13 protein-coding genes and 1 riboswitch are annotated in these 14,369 nt (G+C 65.9%); of the genes, 6 read left to right on the top strand and 7 right to left on the bottom strand.

Annotation, left to right across the window (positions count from 1 at the left end; genetic code table 11):
- Positions 1 to 3: 3 nt before the first annotated feature.
- Both WMC41_RS23235 and WMC41_RS23230 read right to left on the bottom strand, forming a co-directional pair.
- Positions 4 to 1,035, bottom strand: a complete 1,032-nt coding sequence (locus WMC41_RS23235) for a transporter substrate-binding domain-containing protein (RefSeq protein WP_432349068.1) — start codon at positions 1,033 to 1,035, stop codon at positions 4 to 6.
- Positions 1,036 to 1,290: 255 nt separating this feature from the next.
- Positions 1,291 to 2,259 (bottom strand): LysR family transcriptional regulator, encoded by a 969-nt coding sequence (locus tag WMC41_RS23230; protein ID WP_272807679.1) that lies wholly within the window; start codon positions 2,257 to 2,259, stop codon positions 1,291 to 1,293.
- 131 nt (positions 2,260 to 2,390) lie between these two features.
- Between WMC41_RS23230 and glyA the strand changes: the two genes are divergently transcribed.
- The 4 genes from glyA to WMC41_RS23210 all read left to right on the top strand — a co-directional run bounded on the left by glyA (position 2,391) and on the right by WMC41_RS23210 (position 7,055).
- Positions 2,391 to 3,668 (top strand): serine hydroxymethyltransferase, encoded by a 1,278-nt coding sequence (gene glyA, locus WMC41_RS23225; protein ID WP_432349066.1) that lies wholly within the window; start codon positions 2,391 to 2,393, stop codon positions 3,666 to 3,668.
- A gap of 91 nt (positions 3,669 to 3,759) precedes the next feature.
- Entirely contained in the window at positions 3,760 to 4,656 is an 897-nt protein-coding gene (folD, locus tag WMC41_RS23220) for a bifunctional methylenetetrahydrofolate dehydrogenase/methenyltetrahydrofolate cyclohydrolase FolD (protein ID WP_432349064.1), read from the top strand.
- Between the two features lie 20 nt (positions 4,657 to 4,676).
- Positions 4,677 to 5,573, top strand: coding sequence for a formyltetrahydrofolate deformylase (gene purU / locus WMC41_RS23215; protein ID WP_432349062.1), 897 nt, complete (start codon positions 4,677 to 4,679; stop codon positions 5,571 to 5,573).
- A 150-nt stretch (positions 5,574 to 5,723) separates the two neighbouring features.
- Positions 5,724 to 7,055 carry a D-serine ammonia-lyase gene (locus tag WMC41_RS23210; RefSeq protein ID WP_432349061.1) on the top strand — a complete coding sequence of 444 codons (1,332 nt, stop codon included), beginning with the start codon at positions 5,724 to 5,726 and terminating at the stop codon, positions 7,053 to 7,055.
- Positions 7,056 to 7,104: 49 nt separating this feature from the next.
- On the opposite strand, the gene ribB is transcribed toward WMC41_RS23210, so the two are convergent.
- The 5 genes from ribB to WMC41_RS23185 all read right to left on the bottom strand — a co-directional run bounded on the left by ribB (position 7,105) and on the right by WMC41_RS23185 (position 12,374).
- Positions 7,105 to 7,740 carry a 3,4-dihydroxy-2-butanone-4-phosphate synthase gene (gene ribB / locus WMC41_RS23205; RefSeq protein ID WP_432349059.1) on the bottom strand — a complete coding sequence of 212 codons (636 nt, stop codon included), beginning with the start codon at positions 7,738 to 7,740 and terminating at the stop codon, positions 7,105 to 7,107.
- An 89-nt stretch (positions 7,741 to 7,829) separates the two neighbouring features.
- Positions 7,830 to 7,976: riboswitch (FMN riboswitch) on the bottom strand.
- Positions 7,977 to 8,036: 60 nt separating this feature from the next.
- Complete coding sequence (locus WMC41_RS23200) at positions 8,037 to 8,825, bottom strand: SDR family oxidoreductase (protein ID WP_432349058.1); 789 nt, start codon at positions 8,823 to 8,825, stop codon at positions 8,037 to 8,039.
- Between the two features lie 14 nt (positions 8,826 to 8,839).
- Complete coding sequence (locus tag WMC41_RS23195) at positions 8,840 to 10,327, bottom strand: sugar ABC transporter ATP-binding protein (RefSeq protein ID WP_432349057.1); 1,488 nt, start codon at positions 10,325 to 10,327, stop codon at positions 8,840 to 8,842.
- Positions 10,328 to 10,348: 21 nt separating this feature from the next.
- Complete coding sequence (locus WMC41_RS23190) at positions 10,349 to 11,281, bottom strand: substrate-binding domain-containing protein (protein ID WP_244766305.1); 933 nt, start codon at positions 11,279 to 11,281, stop codon at positions 10,349 to 10,351.
- A 118-nt stretch (positions 11,282 to 11,399) separates the two neighbouring features.
- Positions 11,400 to 12,374 (bottom strand): ABC transporter permease, encoded by a 975-nt coding sequence (locus tag WMC41_RS23185; protein ID WP_244766304.1) that lies wholly within the window; start codon positions 12,372 to 12,374, stop codon positions 11,400 to 11,402.
- Positions 12,375 to 12,583: 209 nt separating this feature from the next.
- Between WMC41_RS23185 and WMC41_RS23180 the strand changes: the two genes are divergently transcribed.
- Both WMC41_RS23180 and WMC41_RS23175 read left to right on the top strand, forming a co-directional pair.
- Entirely contained in the window at positions 12,584 to 13,393 is an 810-nt protein-coding gene (locus tag WMC41_RS23180) for a transketolase (protein WP_288079173.1), read from the top strand.
- Positions 13,393 to 14,361, top strand: coding sequence for a transketolase family protein (locus WMC41_RS23175; protein ID WP_432349055.1), 969 nt, complete (start codon positions 13,393 to 13,395; stop codon positions 14,359 to 14,361). Before WMC41_RS23180 ends, WMC41_RS23175 begins: the two co-directional genes overlap by 1 nt.
- Positions 14,362 to 14,369: the final 8 nt, after the last annotated feature.

Raw genomic sequence — 14,369 nt, 5'->3', positions numbered from 1 at the left:
GGATCAGTTCCAGAGCGGCGAATAGATGGCGCCGCCCTCGGTCCACAGGGCATTCGGCGTGCCCTTGCGGTCGAGGAACATCCGGGTGTCCGGGCCGAGATTGCGCGCATAGATCTCGCCGTAATTGCCGGTGGCCTTGATCGCCTGCGCGACGAAGTCGTCGGGAAGGCCGAAATCCTTGCCGTAGCCGCCGCCGACGCCGAGGAACTTCTGGACAAACGGATCCTCGCTCTTCTGCTTCTCTTCGAGATTGGCCTGCGTGATGCCGGATTCCTCCGCCTGGAACAGGCCGTAGGTGACCCAGCGCAACGCGTTGCGCCACTTGGAATCATTGGCCGCGACGAAGCCGCCGAAGGGCGACTTGTCGAGCGTGTCGGGCAGGATCAGGTAGTCGGCCGGCTTGGGCGAGTTGCCGGCCCAGGCGGCAAGCGCGGACTTGTCCGTGCTCATCGCGTTGCAGCGGCCGGAATTGAGGGCGGCGAAGAGCTTTTCGAGGTTTTCGTAGGTCAGGACCTTGGAGCCTTCCCAACCGCGCGCCTTAAAGGCGCTGGTGAGGACCGTCTCGGTCACCGAACCCTGCGTCGTGCAGAAGGTGGCGCCATCAAGGTCGGCGAATTCCTTCACGCCCGTCTCCGTCTTCACCATGACGCCCGTGCCGTCGTAGAAATTGACCGGCAGGAAATCGATGGCGATGGAGGATTCGCGCGCCGGCTTGATGGTGGTGTGCGCAAAGACGACGTCGACCTGGTTGGTGAGGACCGCATCGAAGCGGCTCTTGTCGGTGACCGTGACGAACTTGACCTTCGACGCATCGCCGAGCACCGCGGCAGCGACCGCGCGGCAGAAGTCGACATCGAGGCCTTCCATCTGGCCCGTCGTCGTATTGAGGTAGCCGAAACCGGGCGCGGTGTTGTCCGTGCCGCAGTTCAGCGTGCCGCGCTGCTTGACCGTGTCGAGGACGGAGGCCGACGCGTGACCTGCGGTAACGGCGAGGCCGGCAAACACGCCGGCCGTGAGAAGCTTGATCAGTTTCATTGCAGTCCCCTGTGAATATCGCGAGCGCCCTGCACGCTGGTGCAGAGCCCGGTTCTCATGCCGAGAGCTGATTTGGGCGATAGGGCAACAGCGGCTCTTGCCGTTCTGTAGCAATTGTTCCCGCCATTGGCCTAAGTCCGCCGTTTGGTAGCCAAGCCGCGAACCCATATCAATCGACAGGGGGACGATAGGAACACGATTTGTTCAGGTCTACTTAATTCTACTTTACGTACTATTTAGCAAAACTGTTTGATTTTAACCGTCGGCATTGCCTGCGGAAGCCGCATCGGGCGGGAGCCGCGCCTCGCCCTTGCCCGTGGGCAAGCGGCGGCGGGAGCCGATCCGCGCGTTGATCTGCGCGATGAAGGCCTGGACGGCGGGGCTGCGTTTTTCCCCCTTGCGGAAGGCCAGGGAGATCTTGCGGCGGATCTCCGGCTCGACCTTGCAGACCCAGACGTCCTCGAGGTCGTAGCTCGCCCGAAGGCCCGGCAGGATCGAGATGCCATAGCCCTCCCGGATCAGCGCGATCGTCACCTCGAAGCCCTTGCAGCGGGCGACGATGTTGGGGGTGAAGCCGGCCTCCTGGCACGCATCGGTGATCATGCGGTTGTAGGTCGAGGAGGCGGTATCGAGCGCCCAGCGCTCGTCGCGCAGCTGATGCAGCATGACGGTCGGCTGCTCGGCCAGCGGATGGGTCTGGGACACCATCACATTGAAGACGTCCTCCATCAGCGGGATCGTCTCGATGTTCGGATCGACGGCACCGGCGGGCACGTTGAGGTCGTCGATGATCGCGATGTCCGTCTGCCAGCTGCGCAGGGCGGCAAGGCTTTCGGCGGGCTCCATCTCGTCGAACTGCACCGTGAGGTGCGGATGGAGGCGATAAAGGCTCTGGATCGCCCCCGCCACCACCGCCGCGGCGACGGAGGGAAAGGCCGCCACCCGCAGCTCGCCGGCAATGACCTTCTTCAGTTCGGCGATGTCGGCACGGGCCGATTCCAGCTCGATGAGGATCCGCTCCGCCCGCTCGACGAGCTGCTTTCCGGCCGGCGTCAGCTCCACGCCGCGGCCGCGACGCTCGATGAGGTCGATGCCGACCTCCTGCTCCAGCAGCGCGATCTGCTGCGAGACGGCGGATGGGGAAACGTATAGCGCCTCGGCCACCGCGGCCATGGTCTTGCGGATCGACAGTTCGCGCAGGGCACGCAAGCGGGCAAGGTCCATTCTTTCCTCCTGGAGCAGCACGAAGAATGATTAGCAAATCAGAACGCATGTGCAAATATTATTAACTTTTTCTGGATCGAAGCGGTGACTAGCCTTTCTCCAAGCCCTCATACCCCTTGCGGAGACTGGTCATGACCGAACAGACGAAAGCCTATTTCAACGCCCCCGTTCACGAGCGCGACCCGCTCGTCGCCGGCGCCATCGACAACGAGCGCAAGCGCCAGCAGGACCAGATCGAGCTCATCGCATCCGAGAACATCGTCAGCCGCGCCGTGCTCGACGCGCTCGGCCACGAGATGACCAACAAGACGCTGGAAGGCTATCCGGGCAACCGCTTCCACGGCGGCGGCCAGTTCGTCGACATCGTCGAGCAGGCGGCGATCGACCGCGCCAAGCAGCTCTTCGGCTGCGCCTATGCCAACGTCCAGCCCCATTCGGGCACGCAGGCCAACCTCGCCGTCTTCTTCCTGCTGCTGAAGCCGGGCGACAAGGTCCTCTCGCTCGATCTGGCCGCCGGCGGCCACCTGTCGCACGGCATGAAGGGCAACCTGTCGGGCCGCTGGTTCGAATCGCACAACTACAACGTGGACCCGGAAACCGAGGTCATCGACTATGACGCGCTGGAGCGCATCGCCGAAGAGGTCCGCCCGACGCTGCTGATCACCGGCGGCTCGGCCTATCCGCGCGAACTCGACTTCGAGCGCATGGGCAGGATCGCCAAGAAGGTCGGTGCCTGGTTCCTCGTCGACATGGCGCATATCGCCGGCCTCGTCGCGGGCGGCGCCCACCCCTCGCCCTTCCCGCATGCCGACATCGTCACCTGCACCACGACCAAGACGCTGCGCGGCCCGCGCGGCGGCCTGATCCTCACCAACAACGAGGCCTGGTTCAAGAAGCTGCAGGCCGCTGTCTTCCCGGGCGTCCAGGGCTCGCTGCACAGCAACGTGCTCGCCGCCAAGGCCGTCTGCCTCGGCGAAGCGCTGCAGGATGACTTCAAGGTCTACGCCGCGCAGGTCAAGGCCAATGCCCGCGCCCTTGCCGAGACCCTGATCGACCGCGGCGTGCGCATCGTCTCCGGCGGCACGGACACCCACATCGTGCTGGTCGACCTGTCGAGCAAGGGCCTGATCGGCAAGCAGGCGGAAGACCTCCTGGCGCGCGCCAACATCACCGCCAACAAGAACCCGATCCCGGGCGACAGCCCGCGCCCGCCGGAATGGGTCGGCATGCGCCTCGGCGTCTCCGCCGCCACCACGCGCGGCATGAAGGAAGAGGAGTTCCGCACGCTCGGCACCATCATCGCCGACCTCATCGAGGCGGAAGCCGCCGGCACGGCGGACGACGTCGTCGACGGCGCGAAGGCCAAGGTGGCCAGGCTGACGGCAGCTTTCCCGGTCTACGCGCACTGAGCGCGAGAGATCCGGACTGACAGAAGGGGGCGCGCCACGCGCCCCTCGTTCCGGCCCGAGCCGGGCCTTGGATGATGCGAAAGGGAACGTCATGGGAATGGACAGGGGCGCCGGCGGTGCGATCATCGACGGCAGGATGTTCGCGGCCGGCCTGCTGGACGACGTCGCGGTGAAGGTCGCACGGCTGAAGACCGCGACCGGCGCCGTGCCGGGCCTCGCCGTGGTCCTCGTCGGCAGCGATCCCGCCAGTGCCGTCTATGTCGGCTCGAAGCATCGCCAGACGGCCGCCGCCGGCATGAATTCCTTCAAGCACGAGCTTGCGTCAGACACGACGCAGGACGAACTGATGGCGCTGATCGGCCGGCTCAACGGCGATCCTGCGGTGCACGGCATCCTCGTCCAGCTGCCCCTGCCGCCTCATCTCGACGCCAGTGCCGTCATCCAGGGCATCGATCCCGACAAGGATGTCGACGGCTTCAACGTTTCCAATGCCGGGCGCCTCTCCACAGGCCAGCCGGCGCTGGTGCCCTGCACGCCGCTCGGCTGCCTGATGCTGCTGAAGCACCGGCTCGGCGGCGATCTTTCCGGCCTGCACGCCGTGGTGGTCGGCAAGTCGAACATCGTCGGCAAGCCGATGGCGCAGCTGCTGCTTTCGGAAAACTGCACGGTGACCATCGCCCATTCGCGCACGCGCAACACGCCGGAACTCTGCCGCGCCGCCGATATTCTCGTCGTCGCGGTCGGGCGGCCAGGCCTCGTGCGCGGCGACTGGATCAAGCCGGGCGCCACCGTCATCGACGTCGGCATCAACCGGGTGGAGATCGACGGCAAGCCGCGCATCGTCGGCGATGTCGCCTTCGAGGAGGCCCGCCATGTGGCCGGCGCGATCACGCCCGTTCCGGGCGGCGTCGGCCCCATGACGATCGCCTGCCTGCTCTCCAACACGCTCACGGCCTTCGGCCGCCAGCATTCCATCCCTATCGACTGATCGACCCGAAAGAATCGCCAATGTCCGCCCTTTCCAACCGCTATGCCCTGCGCGTCGCCTGCCCCTCGATCCGGGGCGTGACGGCCGCGATCGCCACCTACCTCTCCGCCAACGGCTGCAACATCTCCGACAGCGCCCAGTTCGACGACAAGAGCACCGGCCGCTACTTCATGCGCGTCAGCTTCCAGTCCGAGGAGAGCCGCACGCTGGAAGCGCTGCGCGAGGGCTTTGCCGAGATCGCCGCGACCTATCAGGCGGATGCCGAATTCTTCGACGAGACGACCAAGCGCAAGGTCATCCTCATGGTCTCGCGCTTCGGCCATTGCCTCAACGACCTGCTCTATCGCTGGCGCATCGGCGCCCTGCCGATCGACATCGTCGGCGTGATCTCCAACCATTTCGATTACCAGAAGGTGGTCGTGAACCACGACATCCCCTTCCACCACATCAAAGTGACGAAGGAGAACAAGCCGGAGGCGGAGGCCGAGCAGATGCGCATCGTCGAGGAGACGGGCGCCGAGCTCATCGTGCTCGCCCGCTACATGCAGGTGCTCTCCGACGAGATGTGCCGGACGATGTCGGGCCGGATCATCAACATCCACCACTCGTTCCTGCCGTCCTTCAAGGGCGCCAATCCCTACAAGCAGGCCTTCGAGCGCGGCGTGAAACTGATCGGCGCGACCTCGCACTACGTGACCGCCGACCTCGACGAGGGCCCGATCATCGAGCAGGACACGGTGCGCGTGACGCACGCCCAGAGCGCCGAAGACTATGTCAGCCTCGGCCGCGACGTGGAGAGCCAGGTGCTCGCCCGCGCCATCCACGCCCATATCCACGGCCGCGTCTTCCTCAACGGCAACCGGACCATCGTCTTCCCGCCCTCGCCCGGCTCCTATGCCTCCGAGCGCATGGGATAGGCTCCGCCCGCCGCGAGACCCGTGAAAGGCGTCATTCCCGGCACGCGCCTTGCCAGGTCGAGATCGCCGCGGCTATCGCTACTCCCCGAAGACCGGCACGCCGCCGCCAATGGCGCGGCGTGCGCCTCCCACCCGAAGCAGGATCACGACATGGCCATCCACCTCCCCGACAATCCCGCCCGCTCCGATGTGCTGGCGGCGCGCCCGACGCTCTGGACGAACCCGCACTACACGGAAAACGCCATCGCGGACGCGACGCTTCCCGTGCGGCCGTCGGATGTGGGCGAGGCGCGGGAGAACTGGCGGCGTCTCGCGCCCCTGCTGGAAGCCTGCTTCCCCGAACTGCAAGCCACGAACGGCGAAATCCGCTCCGACCTCGTGCCGCTGGAGGCCATGCGCAAGGCGCTGGGCTATGACGGCGCCGAATTCGGCACCCTTCTCGTCAAGGCGGACAACGCCCTCCCCGTCGCCGGGTCGATCAAGGCGCGCGGCGGCGTCTACGAGGTCTTCCTGTTCGCCGAACGGCTGGCCCGGCGCGAGGGCCTGCTGAAAGCGGGCGAGGACATCCGGCGCCTCGCCGGACCGGACGCGAAAGACTTCTTCTCCCGCTACACCATCGCCGTCGGCAGCACCGGCAATCTGGGGCTCAGCGTGGGCGTCGCGGCCCGCGCGCTCGGCTTCCGGGCGACGGTCCACATGTCCGCCGACGCCAAGGCGTGGAAGGTGGAGCGGCTGACGCGGCTCGGCGTCGCGGTCGTCAGGCACGACGCCGACTATACGACGGCGGTGGAAAATGCCCGCATCGCCGCCGAGAGCGACCCGACGATCTACTTCGTCGACGACGAGCAATCCCGGCAGCTTTTCCTCGGCTACAGCGTCGCCGCGCTGGAGCTTGCCGGACAGCTCCAGGCCCGCGGCATCGTCGTCGATGCGGAACATCCGCTGTTCCTCTACCTGCCCTGCGGCATCGGCGGCGCACCGGGCGGCGTCGCCTATGGTGCGAAGACGGTCTTCGGCGACGATGTGCACTGCTTCTTCGTGGAGCCGGTTCAATCGCCCTGCGCGCTGGTCCATCTCATGAGCGGTTCGGCGGATCTCGTCTCCGTCTACGATGTCGGCCTGACCAACCGCACGGAGGCGGACGGCATGGCCGTCGCCCGCATGTCGGCCTTCGTCGCCACCGTCATGCGCCGCATGCTGGCCGGCGTCTTCACCGTCGACGACCCGTCCCTCTTCCGCTGGCTCCTGAGCGCCCACCAGAGCCAGAACCTGCGCCTCGAACCCTCCGCCGCCGCCGGCTTCGCCGGCCCGGACTTCCTCGTGAAGCACCCGGCGGGCAAGGAATTCTGCGCGCATCGGCAGATCGGCGACCGGCTCGCCCAGGCAACCCACGTCATCTGGACCACCGGTGGCGCCTTCGTGCCGGAGGACCAATTCCAGGCCTTCCTGCGCACGGCGAGCGAGATCGGCGGGACGAACTGACGGGCCGGCAACGCGCCTTACCGGGGACTGCGCGACCATATCCGGACAACTACGCGGCCACCGCAGGCGTATCGTCGCGGCCCGCGGCGATGTAGGCGATGAGGTCCTCGATGCTGATCAGCGGCAGCCGATGGGTTGCCGCAAAGTCGATCAATTCGGGCAACCGGGCCATTGTGCCGTCATCGTTGGCGACCTCGCAGATCACGCCCGATGCGGTCCTGCCTGCAAGGCGCGCAAGATCGACGGCGGCTTCCGTATGGCCCGGGCGACCGCGCACGCCACGCGGATGCGCACGCAGGGGGAAGATATGGCCCGGGCGGGCGAAGTCTTCCGGGCGGCTCGCGGGGTCCATGAGCGCCTTGACGGTTGCGGCGCGGTCGGCTGCGGAAATGCCGGTCGTCGTGCCGGGAAGGTAATCGACGGAGACGGTGAAGGCCGTATGGAGATATTCCGTGTTCTGCGGAACCATCAGCGGGATGTCGAGCGCATCGAGCCGCCCGCCTTCCATCGCCACGCAGATGAGGCCACGGGCGTGTTTCATCATGAAGGCGATCGCCTCCGGCATCACCGCATCCGAGGCCACGATGATATCGCCCTCGTTTTCCCGGTTTTCGTCGTCGACGACGACGATCATGCCACCGCGCGCAAGAGCAGCGATTGCGTCTTCAATTTTCGAGAGTGCCATTTCATTGCCTTTCAAGGGTTGCCGATGCCGGCGTTTCAATCCCTTGGGCGAACAGGCCCGCGACCGCCCGGGAAAGGGCGGTTTAGCAGACATGTCCTCTTCCATCCGGACTGTGACCGTCGGCTCCGGCATCGCACCGGATCTGCTGACCTTCCGCGTCAACGGAAGCGCTCGCGGGCTCCCGGATCGCTCCGGATACCGCCGGTGGGGAATTTCACCCCGCCCTGAGAACAGGCGTAAATAAGGAATTTTCGCCGGGGGATGCAAGAGGCCGCGTGCGGCCGGCCCCGGGAAAATCACCAGCAGCAGAAGCCGCCATCGACGAGAAGGTCGACGCCGGTGACGAAGCTCGCGGCATCCGAGAGCAGGAAGACGGCGGGGCCGACCATCTCGTCGACGCTGGCCATGCGCTGCATCGGCGTCTGCTCCTCGAAAAGCTTCGTCTGGTGCACCATTTCGGGCCGGGTGTTCATCGGCGTCGCGGTATAGCCGGGGCTGATCGTGTTGACGCGGATGCCGCGGCCGACCCACTCCATCGCCATCGACTTGGTCATGTGGATGACGCCCGCCTTGGAGGCGTTGTAGTGGCACTGGCTGAGGCCGCGGTTGACGATGACGCCGGACATGGAGGCAATGTTGACGATGGCGCCGCGGCCGGTCTTCAGCATGGCGCGCGCTTCGGCCTGGCAGGACAGGAAAACGCCCTTCAGGTTGATGTCCATCATCGTCTGGAACTGGCTTTCCTCCATCGTCTCCGCCGGATTGGCATTGGCGATGCCGGCCGCGTTGACGGCGAGCGAGAGGGCGCCGAGCTCCGCCTCGGTGCGGGCGACGGCCTCGGCGAGCGCCGCGCCGCTGGTGACGTCGGCGGCGACCTGGATGCTGCGGCGCCCGGCCCGCGCGATGAAATCGGCCGTCCGGGCAAGCCCGTCGTCCGTGCGCCGGTCGAGCAGCGCGACATCGGCGCCGCACTGGGCAAGGCCGATGGCGATGCGCTGGCCGATGCCACTGCCGGCGCCCGTGACGAAGGCGACATTGCCCGAGAGATCGAACAGTTTCGGCGCGTTGAGCGTGATGTCGGACATGATTTCTTCCTTGTTCAGATCGTTGCCAGTTCCATGACCGAGACGTCGTTGGCGTCCTCGCGGTTCAGGATGCCGGCCTGCTTGCCCTGGGCCATGACCATGATGCGGCTGGAGACGCCGAGCACCTCCTCGAGGTCGGAGCTGACCACGATGACGGCGACGCCCTGGCACGCCAGGTCCATGATGAGATCGTAGATCGACGAGCGGGCACCGACGTCGATGCCGCGCGTCGGCTCGTCCAGCACCACGACCTGCGGCTTGCGCGCCAGCCATTTGGCGAGCACCACCTTCTGCTGGTTGCCGCCGGAGAGCTCGCCGGCATTCTGCCCGCCGCGGCCCTTCACGCCGAATTTCCTGATGTAGTCCTCGGCGAATTCGCGGATGCGGCGGGTGGAGAGCCAGCCGTTGCAGGCGATTTCCCCGAGATTGGCATAGCCGATGTTTTCCGCGATCGAATGGTCGAGCACCACGCCCTGGAGCTTGCGATCCTCGGGCACGAGGACGATGCCGTTGCGGATCGCATCGATCGGCGAACGCGGCGTGACGGGTTTTCCGTGCAAAAGCACTTCGCCTGCGGAAATCGGGTCCGCGCCGGTGATGGCGCGGACAAGCTCCGTGCGGCCGGCGCCCATCAGGCCGGCAATGCCGAAGACCTCGCCCTTGCGGACGGAGAAGTTGATGTCGCGAAACGCCTTCGACGGCGAGGAAAGGCCGCGCACCTCCAGCGCCACCTCCTGCGCCGGGACGGGGAGCGCGGGGAACATGCGTTCGAGCGAACGGCCGACCATGGCCTCGACGATGGTGCGGATCGGCACGTCGCCGCGATCGAATTCCTGCACCTTGGCGCCGTCGCGCATGACGACGATGCGGTCCGTGATCTGGCGGATCTCTTCCAGCCGGTGCGAGATGTAGATGATGCCGACGCCTTCGGATTTCAGGCGCTCGATCTGACGGAACAGCGCCTGCGTCTCCTCGCCGCCCAGCGCGGCGGTCGGCTCGTCGAGGATGAGCAGGCGCGCGTTGAGCGTCAGCGCCTTGGCGATTTCGATGAGCTGCTGCTTTCCCGTCGAAAGCCCTTCGACGGGGCGGTCGGGCGAGACGTCGAGCCCGAGGCGCTGGAGGCCGGCGCGTGCCTTGTCCTCCATCGTCTTGCGGTCGAGCCGGCCGGATTTCATGGGATAGCGGCCGACGAAGACGTTCTCGGCAATCGAAAGCTTCGGCAGCAGTTTGAGTTCCTGGTGGATCATGCCGACCCCCTCGTCCATGGCGGCGCGGGGATTGGCGGGGGCGTAGGGCTTGCCGAGCCAGGTCATTTCTCCGGCGGAGGGCTGGACGGTGCCGGAAATGATGTTCGACAGGGTCGATTTCCCGGCACCGTTTTCGCCGAGCAGCGCCACGACCTCTCCCGGATGGATGTCGAGATCGACACCGTGGAGGACCTTGATCGGACCGTAGGATTTCTGGATCCCGCGGAGCGACAGGGTGGGAGAGCGGTTCGTCATGGCGCTGCTGCCTTCGTGCTGTTACGGGTGGACCTTGACGAATTCCGGCGCGTTCTCGCAGGTCGTCAGCACGGCGTTCGGCGTCTGGCGCTCCTCGACCTTCTCGCCGGCAGCGACGGCGAGCGCGGATTCGACGGCGAGAACGCCCATCTTTTGCGTGCTCTGCGTCGCGGTGGCGATGAACGGGCCCGTGCACTTGGCGAGGTATTCGAGCGCCGAGACATCGCCGTCATAGCCGCCGATGATCACCTTGTCGGAGAGGTTGGCGACGTCGACCGCCTTGGCCGCGCCCATCGCGAGGCCGTCGGCTTGGCCGAAGATGATCGTGATGTCGGGATTCGCCTGCAGCATGTTCTGGGCGATCGTGAAACCTTCGTCGGCCGACCACATGTTGCTCCATTGCTGGTCGACCAGTTCGACGCCCTGGTTCTCGTCGATGGCGCGCTTGCAGCCGGTGAAGCGGTCGACTTCCGGCGTCGTGCCCTTCTGGCCGTGGATGATCGCCATCTTGCCCGAACCGCCCGCCTTGCCGATGATGTACTTGCAGACTTCATAAGCGGATTCGACGCTCTCGCCGGCGATGAACGTGTCGCCCGGGGCACCCTCGGGCGTGCGGTCGACGTTGATGACGGGAATGCCGGCCTCGCGGGCAAGGCGGGTCGGCACGGCGGCGGCGGCGGCACCGGCCGGGATGTAGATGAAGGCGTCGATGTCCTGCGTCATCAGGTCCTGAACCTGGCTGACCTGGGTGTTGGTGTCGTTCTTGGCATCGACCACGACCACCTCGATGCCCTTTTCCTTGGCATGTTTCTCGACGCCGAGCTTGATCTGGTTGAAGAAGTCGGCCTGCAGGTTCGGCACCGCGAGGCCGATCTTCTTGACCTCGGCCGCGGATGCGGGAAGCGCGAGGACGGACGCGGCGCTTGCCGCGATCAGCAGTCTGGACAGTTTCATGGTTTCTCCTCCGGTTTGCCCGGCAGCCCCCGCCCCTGCAGGAAGCCGCCTTCCTTTTGCCGGCCCGCACCATTGCGGGCCGTTTTCGCCACCCCGCCGGCGGCGGGGGTGAACGGGGTTACTTGCGCTTGCGGTAGGTCTCCGCCGTCACGGCGAGCACGATGACCGCGCCGATGATGACCTGCTGCATGAAGGGCGAGACGCTGAGCAGGTTGAGGCCGTTGCGCAGCACGCCGATGATGAGGACGCCGATGATCGTGCCGCCGATGCCGCCCGTGCCGCCCGAAAGCGAGGTGCCGCCGATGACGACCGCCGCGATGGCGTCGAGTTCGTAGGAGACGCCCGAGGACGGCTGGACGGAGTCGAGGCGGGCGGCGAGCACCATGCCGGAGAGGCCGGCAAGGAAGCTGCACACGACATAGACGAGCACGGTGGCGCGCTGGACGTTGATGCCGGCAAGGCGCGCGACCTCGGCATTGCCGCCGATGGCATAGAGCACGCGCCCGCCATGGCGGTAGCGCTGGTAGAGCAGGCCGACGATGAAGACGACGATCATCACGGCGACAGTCAGCGTCAGGAAGCCGCCGAAGCGCACGATGGCCATCATATTGAACCAGGCCGGAAAGCCGATGATCTGCTGGCCGTCGGTGATCATGTTCGCAAGGCCGCGCGTGATCGACATCATGGCAAGCGTCGCGATGAAGGCCGGCACGTTGAAGCGCGTGATCAGAAGACCCGCGACGAGCCCGTTGAGGGCGGCAACGAAGAGGGCGAGCGGAATGGCGATCCCCATCGGCAAGCCGGCGACGACGTTGAGATAGCCCAGCACCATCATGGCCAGCGCCATGACCGAGCCGACCGCAAGGTCGATGCCGCCAATCAGGATGACCATCGTCATGCCCACGGCCATGACGCCGAGCACCGTGATCTGGTCGAGCACGTTGAGGAAGTTGCGCACCGACAGGAACTTGTCCGTCGCAAAGGTGAGAAAGAGGCACAGCACGATGAGGCCGATCAGCGGCCCCGTGGCGCCGCGCAGCGAGGGCAGCGCAATACCGGCCACCCCGCGTCTTTCCTTCACATCCGCCACCATGAGCACTCCTCCCGACCGGTCTCCGCCTCGCGTTTCGCTTAACGCATAAATATTCATTAGTGTGTGTAAATTCGTAACGCATCCAGGCGGAGCGTGTCAAGGCGCCATTTCCGAATTCTTTAGTGACTACTGATGGTATTTTCGCTTGACTTGTTCGGCGTCCATGCAAATATATGTATCACTGTATATTTATTCACAACGAGGGTTTCATGCAGCCGAACGATCTCGACCGCATCGCTCGCCAGATCCGCCTTCGCGATCTGCAAGCGGTTTTTGAAGCTGGCGCAGGCCATATCGGCGGGGAAATGTCCGCCATCGACATCCTGACGGCGCTCTACTTCCGCGTCCTCGACGTCTCCCCCGAGGCGCCGAGACGGCCGGATCGCGACCGCTTCGTGCTGTCCAAGGGGCATGTGGCACTGGCGCTCTACGTGACGCTCGCCAGGCGCGGCTTCATTCCGGAAGAGGAGATCGCGACCTTCCTGAAGCCCCATTCGCGGCTCAACGGCCACCCGAACTGCAACAAGGTGCCGGGTGTCGAGACCAATACCGGCCCGCTCGGCCATGGCCTGCCGGTCGCGGTCGGCATGGCGAAGGCCGCCAAGCTGACCGGCGCGACCTACCGCGTCTACGTGCTGACGGGCGACGGCGAGATGCAGGAAGGCTCGAACTGGGAGGCGATCGCCTCGGCCGCACAGTTCGGCCTCGACAACCTGACGCTGATCATCGACCACAACCGCTTCCAGCAGGGTGCCTCGCTGAAGGACACCAACAACCTCGCGCCCTTCCCCGCCAAGCTTGAAGCCTTCGGCTGGGATGTCACCGAGATCAACGGCAATGCCATGGACGAGATCGTTCCGGCGCTGGAAAAGCGTGGGCGCCGCCCGCATTGCATCGTCGCCCACACCAACAAGGGCCACGGCATTTCCTTCATGCAGGACAAGGTCGACTGGCACCACAAGGTGCCCAATGCCGAACAATACGAAATTGCCGTGGCTGAGCTTTCGGAGGCCCTTTGATGAACGCCGTGACCCCTTCCGCCAAGCTTCACGATTGCCGCGACGCCTTCGTCGCCGTGCTGGAGCGCCTCGGCGCCGACAATCCCAAGGTCGTGGCCGTCTGCAACGATTCCGTCGGCTCCTCCAAGCTCGGCGGCTTCAAGGCGAGATGGCCCGAACGCCTCGTCAATGTCGGCATCGCCGAGCAGAACCTCGTCGGCGTCGGCGCCGGCCTTGCCAATGGCGGGCTGCTGCCTTTCGTCTGCGCCGCCGCCTGCTTCCTGACCGGCCGGTCGCTGGAGCAGATCAAGGCCGACATCGCCTATTCCAACGCCAATGTGAAACTCGTCGGCATCTCCTCCGGCATGGCCTATGGCGAGCTTGGCCCGACGCACCATTCCATCGAGGATTTCGCCTGGACGCGCGTCCTGCCGAACCTGCCGGTCATCGCGCCCTGCGATTCCATCGAGACGGCCGCCGTCGTGGAATGGGCCGCCAGGTATGACGGCCCGGTCTTCCTGCGCCTCTCGCGCGTCGGCGTGCCGGACCTGCTGCCGGTCGGCCACACCTTCACGCTGGGCAAGGCCAACCTGCTGCACGACGGCGATGCCGTCACCCTCATCGCCAACGGCACGCTGACCCACCGCATGGTGAAGGCCGCAGCCATCCTCGCCGAGAAGGGCATCGAGGCGCGTGTCCTCAACATGGCGACCGTCCGGCCGATCGACGTCGAGGCCGTGGTGGCCGCGGCACGCGAGACCGGCGCCATCCTGACGGCGGAGGAGCATTCCACCTTCGGCGGCCTCGGCTCCGCCATCGCGGAGGTCGTCGTGGCGGAGGCCCCCGTGCCGATGAAGATCCTCGGCGTGCCCGGCATTTTCGCCCCCACCGGCTCGGCCGAATTCCTGCTCGACGAGTTCGGCATGTCGCCCGCCGCCATCGCCGAGGCGGCCATCGCCCTGATCGCGCGAAAATCTTCCCGCACGTGATTGTGCGG

Source organism: Shinella yambaruensis, from assembly GCF_050859155.1.
Lineage (GTDB): Bacteria > Pseudomonadota > Alphaproteobacteria > Rhizobiales > Rhizobiaceae > Shinella > Shinella yambaruensis.
This window is presented reverse-complemented; position numbering and strand designations above follow the sequence as displayed.

Bases quoted from the DNA above. Each gene is read 5' to 3' on its own strand.
- WMC41_RS23235 (WP_432349068.1), bottom strand. From the start codon at position 1,035: ATGAAACTGATCAAGCTTCTCACGGCCGGCGTGTTTGCCGGCCTCGCC.
- WMC41_RS23230 (WP_272807679.1), bottom strand. From the start codon at position 2,259: ATGGACCTTGCCCGCTTGCGTGCCCTGCGCGAACTGTCGATCCGCAAG.
- glyA (WP_432349066.1), top strand. From the start codon at position 2,391: ATGACCGAACAGACGAAAGCCTATTTCAACGCCCCCGTTCACGAGCGC.
- folD (WP_432349064.1), top strand. From the start codon at position 3,760: ATGGGAATGGACAGGGGCGCCGGCGGTGCGATCATCGACGGCAGGATG.
- purU (WP_432349062.1), top strand. From the start codon at position 4,677: ATGTCCGCCCTTTCCAACCGCTATGCCCTGCGCGTCGCCTGCCCCTCG.
- WMC41_RS23210 (WP_432349061.1), top strand. From the start codon at position 5,724: ATGGCCATCCACCTCCCCGACAATCCCGCCCGCTCCGATGTGCTGGCG.
- ribB (WP_432349059.1), bottom strand. From the start codon at position 7,740: ATGGCACTCTCGAAAATTGAAGACGCAATCGCTGCTCTTGCGCGCGGT.
- WMC41_RS23200 (WP_432349058.1), bottom strand. From the start codon at position 8,825: ATGTCCGACATCACGCTCAACGCGCCGAAACTGTTCGATCTCTCGGGC.
- WMC41_RS23195 (WP_432349057.1), bottom strand. From the start codon at position 10,327: ATGACGAACCGCTCTCCCACCCTGTCGCTCCGCGGGATCCAGAAATCC.
- WMC41_RS23190 (WP_244766305.1), bottom strand. From the start codon at position 11,281: ATGAAACTGTCCAGACTGCTGATCGCGGCAAGCGCCGCGTCCGTCCTC.
- WMC41_RS23185 (WP_244766304.1), bottom strand. From the start codon at position 12,374: ATGGTGGCGGATGTGAAGGAAAGACGCGGGGTGGCCGGTATTGCGCTG.
- WMC41_RS23180 (WP_288079173.1), top strand. From the start codon at position 12,584: ATGCAGCCGAACGATCTCGACCGCATCGCTCGCCAGATCCGCCTTCGC.
- WMC41_RS23175 (WP_432349055.1), top strand. From the start codon at position 13,393: ATGAACGCCGTGACCCCTTCCGCCAAGCTTCACGATTGCCGCGACGCC.